This is a genomic window from Pelomonas sp. Root1237 (genome assembly GCF_001425055.1).
Taxonomy (GTDB): domain Bacteria; phylum Pseudomonadota; class Gammaproteobacteria; order Burkholderiales; family Burkholderiaceae_C; genus Pelomonas.
The window spans coordinates 281,175-296,380 of the sequence record NZ_LMDK01000001.1; the positions used below are offsets into that span (position 1 = coordinate 281,175).

Sequence of the window (15,206 nt, forward strand, 5' to 3'; positions counted from 1 at the left end):
ATGACAGCGTGGTGAGCGCGGGCTTCAGCGTGTGCAAGGCGCCGCGTTGCCCAGGGCCACGCGCGGCGCCGGCACTGCGGCGGGCTTGGGCGCCCACACCGTCAGCGCCAGGCCCAGGCCCACCAGCGCCGCGCCGATGATCTCGTTGGCGTGCGGCGCCTCGCCCATCACGGCGTGCACGGCGATGACGGACACCGGCACCATGTTCAGGAACAGCGTCCCCAGCGGCGCGCCGAGCTTCTTCACGCCGGCGTTGAAGGCCAGCACGGCAGCCACGGTGGGCACCAGGGCGATGTAGACCAGCTTCGGGCTCAGGCTCAGAAGCAGCTCGGCCGACGGCGCCTCGGCCCACCCCAGCAGCGTGGCGAGCAGCGCCACCAACGCCAGCCCGGGCAGCGCGGCGATGGCTGTCAGCGCGGTGTACTCCAGCGGGCTGTGGTCGGGCACCTTGGCCATGGCACGGGTGTAGAGCACCCAGCCCAGCGTGCCGGCCAGCGTGATGGCGTCGCCCAGCAGCATGCGGGCATTGATCTCACTCGCCTGGCCCAGCAGGTTGGCCACGGTGGCCACACCCGTGAGGGCCAGCGCGGCGCCGAGGATGGCGCGCAGCGGCGGGCGTTGGCCGTCCAGTGCCCAGCGCAGCGCCATCGTCGTGAAGGGCATGGTGGCCATGATGACGGAGCCGTGCGAGGGCAGCGACAGGCGCAGGCCATGGAACACCATGATGCTGAACACGCCATAGCCGGCCAGGCCGACGAGGCTGTGGCGCAGCGCGTGGCGGCGCAGCTTGGCCCAGGGGTGGCTGCCGGCGAAGTGCACCAGCACGGCCAGCACCGCGGTGGCCAGCGTGTAGCGGGAGAAAGTGAACCAGACGGGGTCGAGCTGGGCGACAACGTTCTTGCCGATCAGGAACAGGCTGCCCCAGGTGGAGGTGGCAAAGAGCAGGGCGGTGATGGCGCCGGGCCGGCTGTTGGCGGTCATGGAGGGTCTCCAGACGAATGTCGATGCCTTCACTCTCGGCGCCTCGCGCAATTTCATCCATTCGTTTCGGCCGACCGCCCCGTTCAGAAAATCCACACCCCCGCCCCGCCGGCCCTGCGCAGAATGGCGGCCATGGAGATCTACCAGCTCAAGACCTTTGTCGCCGTGGCCACCGAGGGCAACCTCACGCGCGCCGCGGAGCGCGTGTTCACCAGCCCGCCGGCGGTCAGCGCCCAGCTCAAGGCGCTGGAGGACGAGTTCGGCGTGAAGCTGTTCGAGCGCAGCGCCCGCGGCATGGCGCTAACGGCCGCCGGCGAGCGCCTGCTGGAAGAGGCGCGCCGCACGCTGGCCGCGGCCCAGGGCATGCAGGCGGCGGCCGCGCAGATCCGCGGCGAGGCGCGCGGCCAGGTGCGCATGGGCACGGTCAGCGACGCGGTGGCGCTGCGCCTGGGCGAGGTGTTCGTGCACCTGGCCGAGCACCACCCGGGGGTGCAGCTGCAGTTGCAGCAGTTGGTGTCACTGCGCGCCATCGCCGCCGTGCGCCGTGGCGAGCTGGACTGCGCCTGCGTGCTGCACGAGCACGCCGAGATCGAGGGCCTGGAAGTGCGGCGCCTGCAGGCCGCCGAGATCGTGCCCGTGGTGCCGCAACGCCTGCTGATACACGGCGGCCTGCCGCCTGACCTGACCGGCCTGGCCGCCCTGCCCTGGGTGACGACACCGCCCGACTGCGGCCTGCGCAGCCACCAGGAAAGGCTGTTCGCCCAAGCCGGCGCCGTGCTGGAGGTGGGCCTGCAGGCCGACACCGAGGTGGCGGTGCGCAGCATGGTGGCGGCCGGCATGGGCGCCGGCATGGTGCGGCGCGACCAGGCCACGCTGATGGAAGACGCCGGCCAGGCCCGCATCTGGCCGGGCTGGTCGGCGCCGACCTGGTTCTGCTGGATCAGCAGCCCGGCGGCGCTTGCCGTGCCGGCCGTGGGCGCGGTGCGGGACGCGGTGGCGCTGACCTGGGTTTAAGGCGTCTTGGCCGCGGGCTCGCGCAGCTGGGCGACGGCGGCCTCGAACTGCTGGGCGGCCTGCTTCAGCGCATCCAGCTCGGTGCTCGCCCGCCCCAGGGCTTTCTGGGCTGCGTCACGGGCAGCGGCCTCGCCGCCGGCCGGCGCCGCGGCGATGGCGCCCAGGCGGGTCTGGGCCTCGGTCAGCGCGCGGGCGAGCTGGTCGCGCAGCGCGTCCAGGCGGCTCGACAGGCCCTGCGCCTCGTCCAGCTTCTGGCGCCTTGCCGCGTCGCCGTCATCTGGCGCGTTGCGCAAGGCCTCAAGGGTCTCGCGATCGCTCTTGATGTGGGCGTCCAGCGCATCGCGCTCGGTGGCCAGGGCCGCCTGCTGGCGCTGCGGGGCCGCCGGGTCGGCGGGCGTGCCTTCGTTGCGCGCACGCAGGCCGTCCCCGGCGCTCTTGCTGCCGAAGTAGAAGCCCACCACCGTCGTCAGCAGGGTGATGATGGCGGTGAGCAGCTGCTTTTGCGCGTCCATCGCGCTGGCCGAGGGGCGCGACTCCAGCGTGTAGAGATTGAGCTTGGCATTGGCGCCGGCATCGGTGCCCGAGGCGGCGCGGCCGGGTGAGGCGACGACGACCAGCAGCGAAGGCACCTGCTTGTAGCGCGTGATCTCGTCCGCCAGCCGCGCGACCGGCACCTCGATCTGCTCGAAGGGCTTGTCGCCGGGGCGGGGCATGCGGGCCTCTTCTTGCGCTTCGCTGAAGAACTTGAGGCCGAACACCGCGAACAGCACCATCACGCCCACGGCCAGCAGCGTGCGCACCGAGCCCGAGGGCAGGCCGAAAGCCTCGTTGGCGTCGTTGAGGTTGAGGCCGCCGAAGACGATGGCCGTCAGCGTCAGCGCGGTGGCCATCAACACCAGCAGGCCGACAAACCAGAGGGCGGAATCGCCTCTCGGGTTCGGCGCCAGCAAGGTGAGCGCCAGGACCGCGCAGATCGCCAGCAGCCCGATGACGCCCCATTTGACCCGCCGGGAAACTTTCTCATCGTCCATGGCAATCTCCCGCGCTGATATGCAGGATCGCGACGCTAACCGCCATGGCCGGGCCGGGCATCCTCAGCTTTGCGGAGCCGGCCGCGTCACACCTTGGTCATGCAAGCGAAGCGGTCGCAGCGCAAACTAGGGCCATGGCCTACACGCACACCCTCGGCGGCGAGCGCTACAGCTTCGCGGACCTGCGCACCCTGCTCGCCAAAGCCAGCCCGCGGCGCTCGGGGGACGAGCTGGCCGGCGTGGCCGCGGCGACGGCGCGCGAGCGGGTGGCTGCGCAGCAGGCGCTGGCCGACCTGCCGCTGACGGCTTTCCTGAACGAAGCCGTCGTGCCCTACGAGAGCGACGAGGTCACGCGGCTGATCGTCGACACGCATGACGCGGCCGCCTTCGCGCCGATCTCGCATTTGACGGTGGGCGGTTTGCGCGACGCGCTGCTGGCCGATGCCGTCGACCCGGCGCAGATCGCCCCGGGCCTGACACCCGAGATGGCCGCTGCCGTCAGCAAGCTCTGCCGCGTGCAGGATCTGATGCTGATTGCGCAGCGCTGCGAGGTCGTCACGCAGTTCCGCAGCACCATTGGCCTGCGCGGCCGGCTGGCCACGCGGCTGCAGCCCAACCACCCGACCGACGACGAGGCCGGCATCGCGGCCAGCCTGCTCGACGGCCTGCTGATGGGCGCGGGCGACGCGGTCATCGGCATCAACCCCGCGACGGACAACCTGCCGCAGGTGATGCGCCTGCTGCAGATGCTGGACGCCGTCATCAGCCACCACGAGATCCCGACGCAGAGCTGCGTGCTGACGCATGTAACGACGACGATCGAGGCCATCGCGCGCGGCGCGCCGGTGGACCTGGTGTTCCAGTCCATCGCCGGCACCGAGGGCGCCAACCGCGGCTTTGGCATCACGCTGGCGTTGCTCGAAGAAGCACGGCAGGCGGCGCTGGCGCTCAAGCGCGGCGGCCGTCACGTGATGTACTTCGAGACCGGCCAGGGCAGCGCGCTGTCCAGCGGCGCCCACCATGGTTGCGACCAGCAGACGCTGGAGTGCCGCGCCTACGCCGTCGCGCGGCGCTTCGAGCCGCTGCTGGTCAACAGCGTGGTCGGCTTCATCGGCCCGGAGTATCTGTTCGACGGCAAGCAGATCCTGCGCGCCGGCCTGGAAGACCACTGCTGCGGCAAGCTGCTGGGCCTGCCCATGGGCGTCGACGTCTGCTTCACCAATCATGCCGAGGCCGATGTCGATGATGTCGACAGCCTGCTCACGCTGCTGTGCGCTGCTGGCTGCAACTACATCATGGGCGTGCCGGGTTCGGACGACATCATGCTGGGCTACCAGAGCACGAGTTTTCACGACGCGCTGGCGATGCGGCGCCTGCTGGGCCGGAGGCCGGCGCCGGAGTTCGAGGCCTGGCTGCAGCGCATGGGCATCTTCGAGGCCGGTGACGTGCCACAGCTGGCGGCTGGGCTGCCAGCGCGTTTTTCGGCCTTGCTGGAGCAGACGTGAGCGCCGCGCCGGGCCGCCCCAAGCAAGCTCGCTCCCGCTTGGCGGGAGTGAGCCCGGGCATGGGATGCCCAGTGGGCATCCCATGCCTGGCGAACGCCTGGCCGCGCTGTCGGCCAGGCAAGGCCGCAGGCCGAAGGGTGCACCAGTGAGCGTCATCGAGCAACCCTGGGCCCGCCTGCGCCGCTACACGGCCGCGCGCATCGGCCTGGGCCGCGCCGGCATCAGCGTGCCGACCGCGGCTCACCTCGCCTTCCAGCAGGCCCATGCCGAGGCGCGCGATGCGGTGCATGCGCCGCTGGATGCCGAGGAGCTGCTGGCCGGGCTGCGCGCCTTGGGCGAGGCGCCGTTGCGGGCGCAAAGCCGCGCGGCGGACCGGGCGAGCTATCTGCAGCGACCCGACCTCGGCCGGCGGCTCAATGAGGCCGACGCCCAAGCGCTGCAAGAGTTGGACGTACCGGCAAGCGACCTCGCCTTCGTGTTGGCGGACGGCCTGTCTGCCCTGGCCCTGCAGCGCCAGGCCCTGCCGCTGTTCACGGCGCTGCGCGAGCGGCTGCTGCACGAAGGCGGCTGGACCTGGGGACCGCCGGTTGTCGCCACGCAGGCCCGCGTGGCTCTTGGAGATGAGATCGGCGCGCTGCTGCATGCGCGCTGCGTCGTGGTGCTGATCGGCGAGCGGCCGGGGCTGTCGGCGCCGGACAGCCTGGGCGTTTATTTCAGCTGGGCACCGCACCTCGGGCTGGCGGATGCCGAGCGCAACTGCATCTCCAACGTGCGCCCCGAAGGATTGCCACCGCCAGCGGCCGCGGCCAAACTGCACGCGCTGCTAAGCCTCGCGCGATCACGGCAGGTGAGCGGCATTGGGCTCAAGGATGAAGCGGACGAACGCGGCCTGCCGCACGCGGCGACGGCGGCGCCGCTGATGCGCCTGTTGGGCGGTTAGCGGCCCGGCCGGGGCGTCATCGTGTCGATGCCCGCGCCGGGGTCTTCCTCACCGGCCACGGAGTCATCGAAGGCGCCGTTCTTCACGTCGCGCGCGGGCCGCTGCTTGGCGGTGGGCCGCTCGACATCGCCGGCCTGTGGTGCGGCCGGTGCGGGCTCGGGCGGGATCGGCGGGGTGCGGGTCGGGTCAGGCATGGGGCCTCCGGGGGTCAATGAAAAGGGGCGGCAGCGCCGCCCCTTCGATCAGCAAGCGGCGAGGGCCTGCTTACATCCACCAGGTCGAGCCGTAGTAGTCATAGACCTTGCGGCCGTACTCGTCGTTGTAGGTGGGCGTTTCGTCGCTCGGGTAGCGCGGTGCGCGCTCCAACTGGGCCTTGTCGACGTTGACGACATAGCCATCCTTGCTGGTGTCGTACTTCAGCTGATCCCATGGCAGCGGGTAGCGGTCGGTGCCCATGCCCAGGAAGCCGCCGAACTCCAGCGCCGCGTAGCGCACCTGGCCGGACTTCTTGTCGATGACGAGGTCGTCGATGGAGCCGAGCTTGTCGCCGCTGGGGCTGTAGACCTTGGTACCTTCGACCTTGGAGGAAGAAATGGTGGGAGTGACGCTGGCCATGATGGAACTCCTGGAAAGTTGAACACGGGTCACGGGGCAGGCTTTCGCCCGCTCCGCCAGGTGCTGTGCACCATGTGTTGAATATGCTTGTTATGGCGGGGCCTGGCAGTCGGGCTAGGCGCCCAGCCCTTGTAGGAACCGGCCGACCGGCTGCCCGTTCTCGTCCACGCAGATCTGCCCCTGGCGGGACACATGCCTGGCGTCAGTCGGCCGCGATGGCCTCGATCTCCAGCAGCCAGTCGCTGTCGTAGATGCCGGCGATCAGCACGGTCAACGCCGGGCTGCGCGCGCCCAGCACCTCGCGGCGGATGGCGGAGTTCTCCAGGGCGTGTTTGCGGTCTCCGAGATAGGTCGTGACCTTGACGAGGTGGTCCAGCGTCATGCCGGCCGCGCGCAGCTGGGCGTCGATGTGGCCCCAGACGAGGCGGCATTGCCCGGCGAAATCCTTGGGCACGGCGCCCGCCTTGTCGACCGGGATCTGGCCGCTGATGAAGAGCAGGCGCGACGGCGCCCGAAGCTCCAGGGCCTGGGCATAGCCACCCGAGGGGGCGGGCGCTTCGGCGGCATTGATGGCGCGGGTCTTGGCCATGGCGGCTCCTGCGGTGGATGTCGTTGTCGCCAGGCCCAGGGCCAGGGTGCGGCGGGTGAGATTCATGGCTTGCTCCCGGGGCAGGCCGGCGGCCAGGTGGGGTCGGCGCCGGTTTGGAGGTCGATGACGAAGAGCTCGCCCGAACGCTCGCCGTCGGCCTGGGCAAACAGCAGCCGGTCGGCCTTGGGCGACAGCAGCGGGCCGACCTGGAAGACGTCATCGCGCGCCGGCACCCGGCCCAGGGCTCGCCAGCCGTCGCCGCTGCGGGCGAAGCGGTAGAGGTGGGAGCGGCCCTCGCGGTCGGACACGACGACGGCCTGGCTGCCGTCGCGTGACATCTCCACCTCGTAGTCGTTGTGCGCCGTGTTCAGCGGTGCGCCCAGGTTGGCGACGCGCCATCCGCCGTCGGCTCGGGGCGTGGCCACGTAGACGTCGTTGCCGCCCAGGCCGCCGGGGCGGTCGGAGCCGAAGAAGAGGCGGCCGTCGGGCAGGCGGCGTGGCAGCAGCTCGGATTGCGCTGAGTTGATGGGTTCGGGCAGGCGCCGTGGGGCACCCCAGCCGCCGCGGCCGTCGCTGTCGGCGACCCAGATGTCCAGGTCGTCGCCTCGCTTGCCGGGGAAGGGCCGGTTGGACACGAACCAGAGCTGTCGGCCGTCGGCCGTGATGAAAGGGTCAGCCTCGCTGGCCGGCAGCGGCGCCGCGATGGCCAGGGGCACGGCCTCGCTCCAGCCCCGCGGGCCGCAGCTCGACTGCATGAGGCGGTAGGCCGAGAACTGCGGGTTGGCGCGCATGAAGATCATCGTGCGGCCGTCGGGGGCGAAGCTCGGCGAGGACTCGTACTGGTCGGTCGAGACGCGCTCGGGCGTCCATCGCGAGGGGGCGCTTGCCGCGGTGGCGGCGATGGCGAGGGCCAGCAGGGCCTTCATGGCGGTCTTTCGATGTCAGGTCGGCCGCAGTCTTGCGCCCGCAAGCCCGGCCTGACCTTTCGCATCGCGGATTCCGGGGACGAGGGCCTGCTAACACTACGGCAATGGGTCGCGTTGAGGCCAGAAAGGCCGCGAGCAAGGCGCAAAGCGGAGCCGGGTTGGCCACCCGGCGAGCACTTGCAACGCCGCGCGCGGCCTTTCTGGCCTCAACCCTTCGGGAAGACCCGTCGCCAGGGGCCACTCGGCGTTGCACCGCTTGCCCGCACATCAGTGCGGGCGGCGTGCTGCGCCTTGATTGGCCCCTGGCAGCGAGCCTTCGCGACCCATTGCCGTAGCGTTAACAGGCCCTGGTCGGCGCAGACCTACAACCGAACGGTCCGGCCGCCGACGGCGCGGCCGCAGCGGGTCGCCCATAGTGTCGGGGTCACATTGGACCGATCCCGAAATGCCGCCCCGACAGAGATTCCAGCAATTGACCGCGGCCGTCCTGGTCGCCGTGGCTGGCCTGACCGCCTGTCGCAAGGAGGTGCCGCCACCGCCAAGGCCCGATGAGGTGCCCAGGCCCAAGGCGGCGGCCTCTTCGGCCTATGCCTTGCCCACCGCATATGCGCGGTTTGGCCGCTGAGGCAAGCACCGAGGCAAAGACATGGCAGGCCCCAGCGCCAATCCCCGCGCCATCTGGAAGGGCGCCATCTCCTTTGGCCTTGTGCACGTGCCCGTGTCCTTGCACAGCGCCACGCAGGAGCAGGAGATCGATTTCGACTGGCTGGACAAGCGCAGCATGGACCCGGTGGGCTACAAGCGCATCAACAAGCGCACCGGCAAGGAGATCGCCAAGGAGCACATCGTCAAGGGCGTCAAGCTTGAGGGCGACGAGTACGTGGTGCTGTCCGACGACGAGATCAAGGCCGCCTACCCCAAGCGCACGCAGACCATCCAGATCGAGAACTTCGTCAAGGCGGCGGACGTGTCCTTCGTCTACATCGAGAAGCCTTACTACCTCGCGCCGGATGGCCGGGCCGACCGCGTCTATGCGCTGATGCGCGAGGCGCTGGAGAAGGCCGGTGTCATCGGCATTGCGCGCTTCGTGCTGCACAACAAGGAGCACCTCGCGGCGCTGATCCCGGCCGGCCCGGCGTTGATGCTGGGCGTGCTGCGCTGGGCCGAGGAGATCCGCTCGCCCGATGCGCTGGACCTGCCTAAGGTGGGAGCCACCGGTGCCGCGGGCGTCAAGCCGGCCGAGTTGAAGATGGCCCAGCAGCTCATCAGCCAGATGACTGCGGCCTGGAAGCCCGAGAAGTTCAAGGACGACTTCACGAGCGCCATCCATGAGCTGGTCAAGCGCAAGGCCAAGGCCGGCAAGACGGCGACCGTGCAGCCCTTCGAAGAGGCGCCGGACACGAGCAGCAGCAATGTCGTCGACCTGACCGAACTGCTGAAGCAGAGCTTGGGCGGCAAGGCGCGCAAGGCCGAGAAGGCGCCGGCGAAGAAGGCGGCAGCCAAGCCCGCGGCCAAGCGTGGCGTGGCAAACCGCGGCAGGAAGGCCGCGTGAATTCAGGCGCACCGGCGTCCTGCGGGAACACCTTTCGCCTGTGGTTCGACTGCACCGCCGAAGAGCCGCTGAGTTCTGCTCTGGTCCGCCGAAGGCAAGTCAAGAGCTGGCGGAGGCCTTATCGGTCAGCAGCTCCCATTCGCTGCGAAGGCCCTTGAGAGCGTAGTCGGCAAAGTGGCGTACGCGCGGGGCCAGATGCAATGCATGCGGGTACACGACATGCAGCGGTGCGCTGGGGATGCCGTATCGGCCCAGCACGCGCACCAGCGTTCCATCCCTCAGCTCCGAGCCCACATCCCATATTGACTTGAGAAAGATCCCGCCGCCGGCGAGCGCGAGTGCTTTGGCCGCGTTGCCGTCATTGCACAGGAAGGTCGCGTTCACCTCGGCCGAGACCGGTTTGCCTTCATGCTGGAAGAGCCAGTGCCGCGTGCTTCGCGTGCCGTAGAGGATGCAGTTGTGCGCTGAGAGCGCAGCAGGCGTGTCGGGAGAGCCGAAGCGCAGCAAATAGTCCGGCGCGGCGCACAGGACGAGCTCGCTGTCGGCGATGTGGCGTGCCGTCATCGTCGAGTCGTTGAGCACCCCGAAGCGCAGCGCCAGGTCAATGCCTTGTTCCACGAGATCCACGACGTCGTCGCTCAAGACGATCTCGATCCGCAACGCCGGATGCATGGCCTGGAACTGCGCCGCCAGGGGGGCGAGATAGCGCGTGCCCAGCATGCGCGGTGCCGTCACCCGCAGGTGCCCGTTGATGTCGGTGCGGCTGTGCTGCATCACCACCTCGGCCTGCTGCACCTCCGCAAGGATGCGCACGCAATGCAGGTGGAAGCGTTCGCCTTCCTGCGTCATGGACTGCCGCCGCGTGGTCCGGTTGAGCAGGCGAACGCCCATGCGCGCCTCGAGGGCGGCCAGGCGTTTGCTGACCACTGCCAGCGACAGGCCCAGCGCGTTCGCGGCCCCCGTGAGGCTGCCGGCACTGGCGACCTTGTCGAAGATCGTCAGCTCGGCCAGGTTGTCGATCATTGTTTCCATATCGTTGATTGTTAAATCTTGATCTCAGTCTTTATAAACAGGATGGCGATAAATATAGTGCTTTTCATCGCTTAACAGGAGCCTCACGATGAAACGCACATTCCTTGCCGCCTTTCTGGCCACCGCTGTCGCCACCAGCCTGGTCACCCCGGTCTCATCCGCGGCCGAGGCGCCTGCGACCAAGGTGAGCCGCTATCAAGCCGGCTACTACCACTTCAAGCTCGGCGACTTTGAGATCGCGGCGCTCTCCGACGGCACGCTTCCGATCCCCACGCTGAAGCTGCTGACCAACGTCCAGCCCGGTGAGGTGGCGTCGCGGCTGGCGGACACGTACCAGACGACCGAGGTCGATGCCTCGGTCAACGCTTACCTGATCCGGGCGGGCGACCGCCTGATCCTGATGGACGCCGGCACCGGCGAGCTCTACGGCCCGACGTTGAACAAGCTCGAGGCCAGCCTCAAGGCGGTGGGCGTCACGCCGGCGCAGATCACCGACATCCTGATCACGCATATCCACACCGACCACACCGGTGGCTTGATGGATGGCAAGCGCATCGTGTTTCCCAACGCCACGGTCCACATCGAGCAGGCGGAGGTCGCCTACTGGCTGAACCCCGAAAACCGCGCCCGCGCGCCGGAGGCGGCGAAGAAGTACTTCGACGAGGCTTCGGCCAAGGTGCAGCCCTATGTCGATGCCGGCAAGGTGAAGACGTTCTCTGGCGCGACCGAGCTGTTCGCCGGCATCCGTTCCGTACCCGCTCCGGGTCACACACCGGGCCACACGTTCTACGCGCTCGAGAGCAAGGGCGAGAAGCTGGTGTTCTGGGGCGACCTGGTTCACGTGGCGGAAGTCCAGATGCCCAACCCCGGCGTGACCATCGTCTTCGACGTCGATCCCAAGGCGGCCGCAGCTACGCGCAAGAAGGCGTTCGCCGACGCGGTCAAGGGCCGGTACTGGGTCGCGGCCGACCACATCTCCTTCCCCGGCGTCGGCCACCTGCGCCCCGATGGCGCGGGCTACCGGTGGATCCCCATGACCTACGTGAACGACCACTACGAGGCGAGGTGAACCATGGCCCAGCGGTTGCTGAATCACTGCGTGGCATTGCTGCTGGCCGCGTGTCTGGCAAGCCCTTCCGCGGGCGCTGAAACGCTGCCGGCCGCCGCAGCTGACGAAGCGACCGCCGTGCTCCTCAGGGAACGCGCGCTAGGGGACAGCGGGGCGTACAAGATCGTCGAATCACTGACCACGGAGGTCGGCGCACGCCCCGCCGGGTCGGAAGCCGACGCCCGCGCAGTGGCGTGGGCCGTGGCGAAGTTCCGCGCGCTGGGCTACGACAAGGTCTACACGGAGCCCGTCAAGTTCACGGCTTGGCGCCGGCTGTCTGAGAGCGCCGAGGTCATTGCGCCGATCACGCAGCGCCTTGCCGTGACCGCGCTGGGCAACAGCGTGGGAACCGACGGCCCGCTCGATGCCGAGATCGTGCGACTCCAGGACTTCGAAGCATTGCAGTCGGCGCCGGCCGAATCGGTGCGCGGCAGGATCGTCCTGCTCACCCGGCGCATGGAACGCGACCGCGATGGGTCGGGATACGCGCGGGTCCTGCAGATGCGCAGCAGTGCCGCCTCGCTGGCCGCCACGAAGGGCGCCGTGGCGCTGCTGATCAGGTCCTTGGGAACCGACGACAACCGGCTGCCGCACACCGGCAGCGTGAACTACGTTCCCGGGAAGGCGATTCCGGCCGCTGCCATCTCGGGCCCGGATGCCGATCTCCTTGAAAGGCTGGGGCAGCGGACGCCCTCGGTACGGCTGCGCCTGAACATCGCGACGCAAACGCAAGCCGACAGCATCTCGTACAACGTGATTGGCGAGATCACCGGGCAAGACGCCAAGACGCCAAGGGGGGAGATCGTGATGATGTCTGCGCATCTCGACTCCTGGGATCTGGGCACGGGCGCTGTCGACGATGGGTTCGGCGTGGCCCTGACGATGGCAGCCGGGGCGTTGATCAAGCAGCTGCCCCAGGCACCCCGCCGCACGATCCGCGTGGTCCTGTTCGCCAACGAGGAGAACGGCTTCGATGGTGCACGCGCCTATGCGGCGCGCGATGCAGGCGATCTGTCGCGGCACTATCTGGCAATCGAGAGCGATTGGGGCGCAGGGCCCATCTACGCGTTGCGTCATCCGCCGCAGAACGCTGGGCTCACGGCACGGCTGTCACGCGTGCTGGCTCCGCTGGGCATCACGCTCGACGGTGCCGCTGGCGCACCAGGACCGGACCTGGGCCTCCTGGCCCAGCGTGGCGTGCCGTGGATCCAGCTCGCACAGGATGCCACGGACCTCTTCGATCATCATCACAGCGCCAATGACACCTTGGACAAGATCGACCCCGCGTCCTTGAACCAGAACGTCGCCGCCTACACGGCGTTTGCCTGGCTGGCAGCGAACGTGCCGTAGACCTGCGCAAGTTCGCCATCTCGGCGAGGAAACGGCGCTCAAGGCTGAACGGGCTACGGCAAAACTTGCCGCAAAGCCTTGCGCTCCCGGACGGGTCGCCCTCGTGGGGCGGCCACGACCGCGGGCAAGCCATGTGCCCATGCAGCGTTGAACTCGAAGCGGAAGACGACCATGGACGGCCGTTGGATTCCCTATTGCGGCGAGGCGCCCGGCCCGGACGCCTGGCTGAGCCGATGGAACCTTGACCCGGTGCTCGGCACGGGCCTCGTGCTGCTGGCGCTGGCGCTGTGGCGGCTGTCGGCGGCGCGTGCCGCAACGCCCCGACAGCTGCGCTGTCTGCGCTGCGCGTGGACGTTGACGGGCCTGCTCTACGTGTCGCCGCTGTGCGCGCTGAGTTCGGCGTTCTTCACCGTCCGCGTGATCCATCACATCGCCCTGGTGCTGGCGATCGCACCCTTGGTGGCCATCGGGCTGGAACGCTGGCTGCGCTGCCTGCCGACACCGCTGTGGGCGTGCACCGCCATCGCTTCCGTCACCTTCTGGACCTGGCATGCGCCGGCACCTTACGCGGCCGCCCTGTCGTCGGTGGCCCTGTACGCGCTCATGCAGCTCACACTGCTGGCCAGCGCGACCGCGTTCTGGGTCGCGGTGCGGCGCTCTGGCGCGGTCGCCGCAACCGGCGCCATCCTCGCCACGACGGTGCTGATGGGGCTGCTGGGTGCGCTGATCACGTTCGCCGCGCGGCCGCTGTATGCGCCGCACTTCGCGTCGACGCTGAGCTGGGGCGTCTCGCCGCTGCAGGACCAGCAGCTCGCCGGCATCGTGATGTGGGCGCCAGGCAGCATGGCCTACCTGGCGGCCGCGATGTGGATAGGCTGGCGTTGGATGCGCGCTGAACGTGCGCGCGGCCTGCGCACTGAGCCGGCATGAGTCTCGTTGCCGCCATCGAATGGGCCGAGGGCCACCACCGGCGCGGCCTGTACTCGCCGATCGGCGTGGCGTTTCACTGGGCGATGGCGGCGCTGATGATCTTCCAGCTGGGCTATGGCTGGTACCTGGGCTGGCAGCCGGCGGGCGGCGACAAATACCTCGGCTACCAGACCCACACGGAGGTGGGGCTGGCGATCATGCTGCTGGGCACGCTGCGCTTCCTGTGGCGCAGCCAGATCGGCACGCCCGATACCGTCGACGAGTCGTCGTTCTCGGGCCGAGCCAGCCATGTGCTGGAGGTCTGGTTCTATTTCAGCTTCTTCGCGCTGCCGATCAGTGGCTGGGTGATGTGGTCCACGCTGCCCAGCAACCTGCCGCTGTCGATCGCCGGCGTGATCCCCTTCCCCAACCTGCCGTTCGACCAGTTGTCCGAGGGCCTGCAGCACCGTCTGATGCAGTGGGCCGCCACGGCGCATGTCTGGGTCGTCTGGATCACGGCGCTGGCCATTCCCGGCCACGCCGGCGCGGCCGTGCTGCACTACGTGGTCAAGCGTGACCGTGTGCTGCCTTCGATGTTCGACCTCAACGGGCCGCAGGCGCCGGGTGTAGCGGGATCAGCGCCAGATAAAGGCTCAGCTGATGAACCTCCTCGGGCTTGAGCCGTTGCGCCACGTTGAGCATTTCGTGGTTGCCGTCGTTGCGCCGCTTGGACACCTGCCAGTCCTGCAACTGCTGGGCGAGGTAGAAGGCCGGCTGGGCGTTCAGCGGGGGCCCCTTCGCGCTACCGACACCTTCGGCGCCGTGGCACTGCTGGCAGGCGGCGGTGTACAGCGCCGGAGTGGCCGCAGCAACGGCTTGCCCGGTGGCAGGCGGCAAGGCCCGTGGCGGCAGGCCGGCGTAGTAGTTGGCCACCCGCACGCGTTCATCGCTGTCCAGAAAGCGGGCCACGTCGCGCATGACCTCGTGCGCGCGCAGGCCCGCCGCGTAGTCTTCCATCTGCTTTTGCAGGTAGCCCACCGGCAGGCCGGCCAGGCGCGGGGCGTCAAAGCCATTGCCTTCGCCGCGCGCGCCGTGGCAGCTCACGCAGGCGTAGCGGGCGCCGCCTTCGCCACCGCTCATCGCGATGAGTTCGCCACCGCGGCCCCAGCGGTCGTCGCTGGGCGCCATGCGGTCGGTGCAGGCGGCGGCCAGCAGCATGAGGATGAGAAGGTGCAGGTGGCGCATGGCGGGTGAATCATCGTCCCTGGCAAGCATCGTGCTCGTCTGTGCCTGCCTCGCCGCCTGCGATGGCCCGCCCGACCGCACGCCAACGCTGGGCGACGCGAACGCCGCACGCGGCCGGCAGCTCGTCGCCGACAAGGGCTGCGTGGCCTGCCACACCTTCCCCGGCGTGAAATGGCCGCGCGGCGGGCTGGGGCCGTCGCTGGAGAACTTCGGGCGCCAGAGCCTGATCGCAGGGCAATTGCCGAACCAGCCCGGCGTGTTGATGCAGTTCGTTCGCAATGCACCCGCGATGGTGCCCGGCACGGCCATGCCGGCCATTCCCATGTCCGACCAGGAAGCTCGCGATGTCACCGCCTACCTCCTCACGCTATAGGGCCTGTCATCCTATGAATCCCCCCCGCGTGGCACC

The 15,206-nt window shown here is 69.2% G+C and carries 17 protein-coding genes; 9 read left to right on the plus strand and 8 right to left on the minus strand.

Annotated features, from left to right (window positions below; translation table 11 throughout):
* Positions 1–24: 24 nt before the first annotated feature.
* A complete protein-coding gene (locus tag ASC91_RS01285) occupies positions 25–981 on the minus strand; it encodes a DMT family transporter (RefSeq protein WP_056191312.1) in 957 nt (318 codons plus the stop codon).
* 132 nt (positions 982–1,113) lie between these two features.
* Here ASC91_RS01285 and ASC91_RS01290 point away from each other — a divergent pair, with 132 nt between their 5' ends.
* Positions 1,114–1,995, plus strand: a complete 882-nt coding sequence (locus ASC91_RS01290; RefSeq protein WP_056192533.1) for a LysR family transcriptional regulator — start codon at positions 1,114–1,116, stop codon at positions 1,993–1,995.
* Here the strand turns inward: ASC91_RS01290 and ASC91_RS01295 are convergent.
* Positions 1,992–3,026, minus strand: a complete 1,035-nt coding sequence (locus ASC91_RS01295) for a hypothetical protein (protein ID WP_056191314.1) — start codon at positions 3,024–3,026, stop codon at positions 1,992–1,994. The genes ASC91_RS01290 and ASC91_RS01295 overlap by 4 nt on opposite strands.
* 134 nt (positions 3,027–3,160) lie before the next feature.
* On the opposite strand from ASC91_RS01295, the gene ASC91_RS01300 reads away from it, so the two are divergent.
* The gene (locus ASC91_RS01300) at positions 3,161–4,531 is read left to right on the plus strand and encodes an ethanolamine ammonia-lyase subunit EutB (RefSeq protein ID WP_056191315.1); all 1,371 of its coding nucleotides are present in this window, start codon (positions 3,161–3,163) and stop codon (positions 4,529–4,531) included.
* An 82-nt stretch (positions 4,532–4,613) separates the two neighbouring features.
* Positions 4,614–5,471: an ethanolamine ammonia-lyase subunit EutC gene (gene eutC, locus ASC91_RS01305; protein ID WP_082532325.1), complete on the plus strand. Its 858-nt coding sequence runs from the start codon at positions 4,614–4,616 to the stop codon at positions 5,469–5,471.
* Here eutC and ASC91_RS01310 read toward each other — a convergent pair.
* The 4 genes from ASC91_RS01310 to ASC91_RS01325 all read right to left on the minus strand — a co-directional run bounded on the left by ASC91_RS01310 (position 5,468) and on the right by ASC91_RS01325 (position 7,601).
* A complete protein-coding gene (locus tag ASC91_RS01310) occupies positions 5,468–5,665 on the minus strand; it encodes a hypothetical protein (RefSeq protein WP_056191317.1) in 198 nt (65 codons plus the stop codon). The two genes, eutC and ASC91_RS01310, sit on opposite strands and share 4 nt — an antisense overlap.
* A gap of 70 nt (positions 5,666–5,735) precedes the next feature.
* Entirely contained in the window at positions 5,736–6,086 is a 351-nt protein-coding gene (locus ASC91_RS01315) for a PRC-barrel domain-containing protein (RefSeq protein WP_056191319.1), read from the minus strand.
* Between the two features lie 202 nt (positions 6,087–6,288).
* The gene (locus ASC91_RS01320) at positions 6,289–6,741 is read right to left on the minus strand and encodes a RidA family protein (RefSeq protein WP_235531771.1); all 453 of its coding nucleotides are present in this window, start codon (positions 6,739–6,741) and stop codon (positions 6,289–6,291) included.
* Entirely contained in the window at positions 6,738–7,601 is an 864-nt protein-coding gene (locus ASC91_RS01325) for a PD40 domain-containing protein (protein ID WP_056191323.1), read from the minus strand. Before ASC91_RS01325 ends, ASC91_RS01320 begins: the two co-directional genes overlap by 4 nt.
* Before the next feature lie 646 nt (positions 7,602–8,247).
* Here ASC91_RS01325 and ASC91_RS01330 point away from each other — a divergent pair.
* The gene (locus tag ASC91_RS01330; protein ID WP_056191325.1) at positions 8,248–9,153 is read left to right on the plus strand and encodes a Ku protein; all 906 of its coding nucleotides are present in this window, start codon (positions 8,248–8,250) and stop codon (positions 9,151–9,153) included.
* 99 nt (positions 9,154–9,252) lie between these two features.
* Here the strand turns inward: ASC91_RS01330 and ASC91_RS01335 are convergent, their stop codons facing one another.
* Positions 9,253–10,185, minus strand: coding sequence for a LysR family transcriptional regulator (locus ASC91_RS01335; RefSeq protein WP_056191326.1), 933 nt, complete (start codon positions 10,183–10,185; stop codon positions 9,253–9,255).
* 88 nt (positions 10,186–10,273) lie between these two features.
* Between ASC91_RS01335 and ASC91_RS01340 the strand changes: the two genes are divergently transcribed.
* The 4 genes from ASC91_RS01340 to ASC91_RS01355 all read left to right on the plus strand — a co-directional run bounded on the left by ASC91_RS01340 (position 10,274) and on the right by ASC91_RS01355 (position 14,232).
* Entirely contained in the window at positions 10,274–11,254 is a 981-nt protein-coding gene (locus ASC91_RS01340) for an MBL fold metallo-hydrolase (RefSeq protein ID WP_056191328.1), read from the plus strand.
* A 3-nt stretch (positions 11,255–11,257) separates the two neighbouring features.
* Positions 11,258–12,643 (plus strand): M28 family peptidase, encoded by a 1,386-nt coding sequence (locus ASC91_RS01345; protein WP_056191330.1) that lies wholly within the window; start codon positions 11,258–11,260, stop codon positions 12,641–12,643.
* Positions 12,644–12,814: 171 nt separating this feature from the next.
* Entirely contained in the window at positions 12,815–13,573 is a 759-nt protein-coding gene (locus ASC91_RS01350) for a cytochrome c oxidase assembly protein (protein WP_056191331.1), read from the plus strand.
* Positions 13,570–14,232, plus strand: coding sequence for a cytochrome b (locus ASC91_RS01355; RefSeq protein ID WP_056191334.1), 663 nt, complete (start codon positions 13,570–13,572; stop codon positions 14,230–14,232). The genes ASC91_RS01350 and ASC91_RS01355 overlap by 4 nt, the downstream gene beginning before the upstream one ends.
* Here ASC91_RS01355 and ASC91_RS01360 read toward each other — a convergent pair.
* Positions 14,156–14,797: a c-type cytochrome gene (locus tag ASC91_RS01360; protein ID WP_056191336.1), complete on the minus strand. Its 642-nt coding sequence runs from the start codon at positions 14,795–14,797 to the stop codon at positions 14,156–14,158. The genes ASC91_RS01355 and ASC91_RS01360 overlap by 77 nt on opposite strands.
* On the opposite strand from ASC91_RS01360, the gene ASC91_RS29135 reads away from it, so the two are divergent.
* Positions 14,796–15,170 (plus strand): cytochrome c family protein, encoded by a 375-nt coding sequence (locus ASC91_RS29135; RefSeq protein ID WP_056191339.1) that lies wholly within the window; start codon positions 14,796–14,798, stop codon positions 15,168–15,170. The two genes, ASC91_RS01360 and ASC91_RS29135, sit on opposite strands and share 2 nt — an antisense overlap.
* Positions 15,171–15,206: the final 36 nt, after the last annotated feature.

What these genes read in the sequence shown, in the direction of transcription:
- ASC91_RS01285 (WP_056191312.1), bottom strand. Translation starts at nt 981, where the DNA reads ATGACCGCCAACAGCCGGCCCGGCGCCATCACCGCCCTGCTCTTTGCC.
- ASC91_RS01290 (WP_056192533.1), top strand. Translation starts at nt 1,114, where the DNA reads ATGGAGATCTACCAGCTCAAGACCTTTGTCGCCGTGGCCACCGAGGGC.
- ASC91_RS01295 (WP_056191314.1), bottom strand. Translation starts at nt 3,026, where the DNA reads ATGGACGATGAGAAAGTTTCCCGGCGGGTCAAATGGGGCGTCATCGGG.
- ASC91_RS01300 (WP_056191315.1), top strand. Translation starts at nt 3,161, where the DNA reads ATGGCCTACACGCACACCCTCGGCGGCGAGCGCTACAGCTTCGCGGAC.
- eutC (WP_082532325.1), top strand. Translation starts at nt 4,614, where the DNA reads ATGCCTGGCGAACGCCTGGCCGCGCTGTCGGCCAGGCAAGGCCGCAGG.
- ASC91_RS01310 (WP_056191317.1), bottom strand. Translation starts at nt 5,665, where the DNA reads ATGCCTGACCCGACCCGCACCCCGCCGATCCCGCCCGAGCCCGCACCG.
- ASC91_RS01315 (WP_056191319.1), bottom strand. Translation starts at nt 6,086, where the DNA reads ATGGCCAGCGTCACTCCCACCATTTCTTCCTCCAAGGTCGAAGGTACC.
- ASC91_RS01320 (WP_235531771.1), bottom strand. Translation starts at nt 6,741, where the DNA reads ATGAATCTCACCCGCCGCACCCTGGCCCTGGGCCTGGCGACAACGACA.
- ASC91_RS01325 (WP_056191323.1), bottom strand. Translation starts at nt 7,601, where the DNA reads ATGAAGGCCCTGCTGGCCCTCGCCATCGCCGCCACCGCGGCAAGCGCC.
- ASC91_RS01330 (WP_056191325.1), top strand. Translation starts at nt 8,248, where the DNA reads ATGGCAGGCCCCAGCGCCAATCCCCGCGCCATCTGGAAGGGCGCCATC.
- ASC91_RS01335 (WP_056191326.1), bottom strand. Translation starts at nt 10,185, where the DNA reads ATGGAAACAATGATCGACAACCTGGCCGAGCTGACGATCTTCGACAAG.
- ASC91_RS01340 (WP_056191328.1), top strand. Translation starts at nt 10,274, where the DNA reads ATGAAACGCACATTCCTTGCCGCCTTTCTGGCCACCGCTGTCGCCACC.
- ASC91_RS01345 (WP_056191330.1), top strand. Translation starts at nt 11,258, where the DNA reads ATGGCCCAGCGGTTGCTGAATCACTGCGTGGCATTGCTGCTGGCCGCG.
- ASC91_RS01350 (WP_056191331.1), top strand. Translation starts at nt 12,815, where the DNA reads ATGGACGGCCGTTGGATTCCCTATTGCGGCGAGGCGCCCGGCCCGGAC.
- ASC91_RS01355 (WP_056191334.1), top strand. Translation starts at nt 13,570, where the DNA reads ATGAGTCTCGTTGCCGCCATCGAATGGGCCGAGGGCCACCACCGGCGC.
- ASC91_RS29135 (WP_056191339.1), top strand. Translation starts at nt 14,796, where the DNA reads ATGGCGGGTGAATCATCGTCCCTGGCAAGCATCGTGCTCGTCTGTGCC.
- ASC91_RS01360 (WP_056191336.1), bottom strand. Translation starts at nt 14,797, where the DNA reads ATGCGCCACCTGCACCTTCTCATCCTCATGCTGCTGGCCGCCGCCTGC.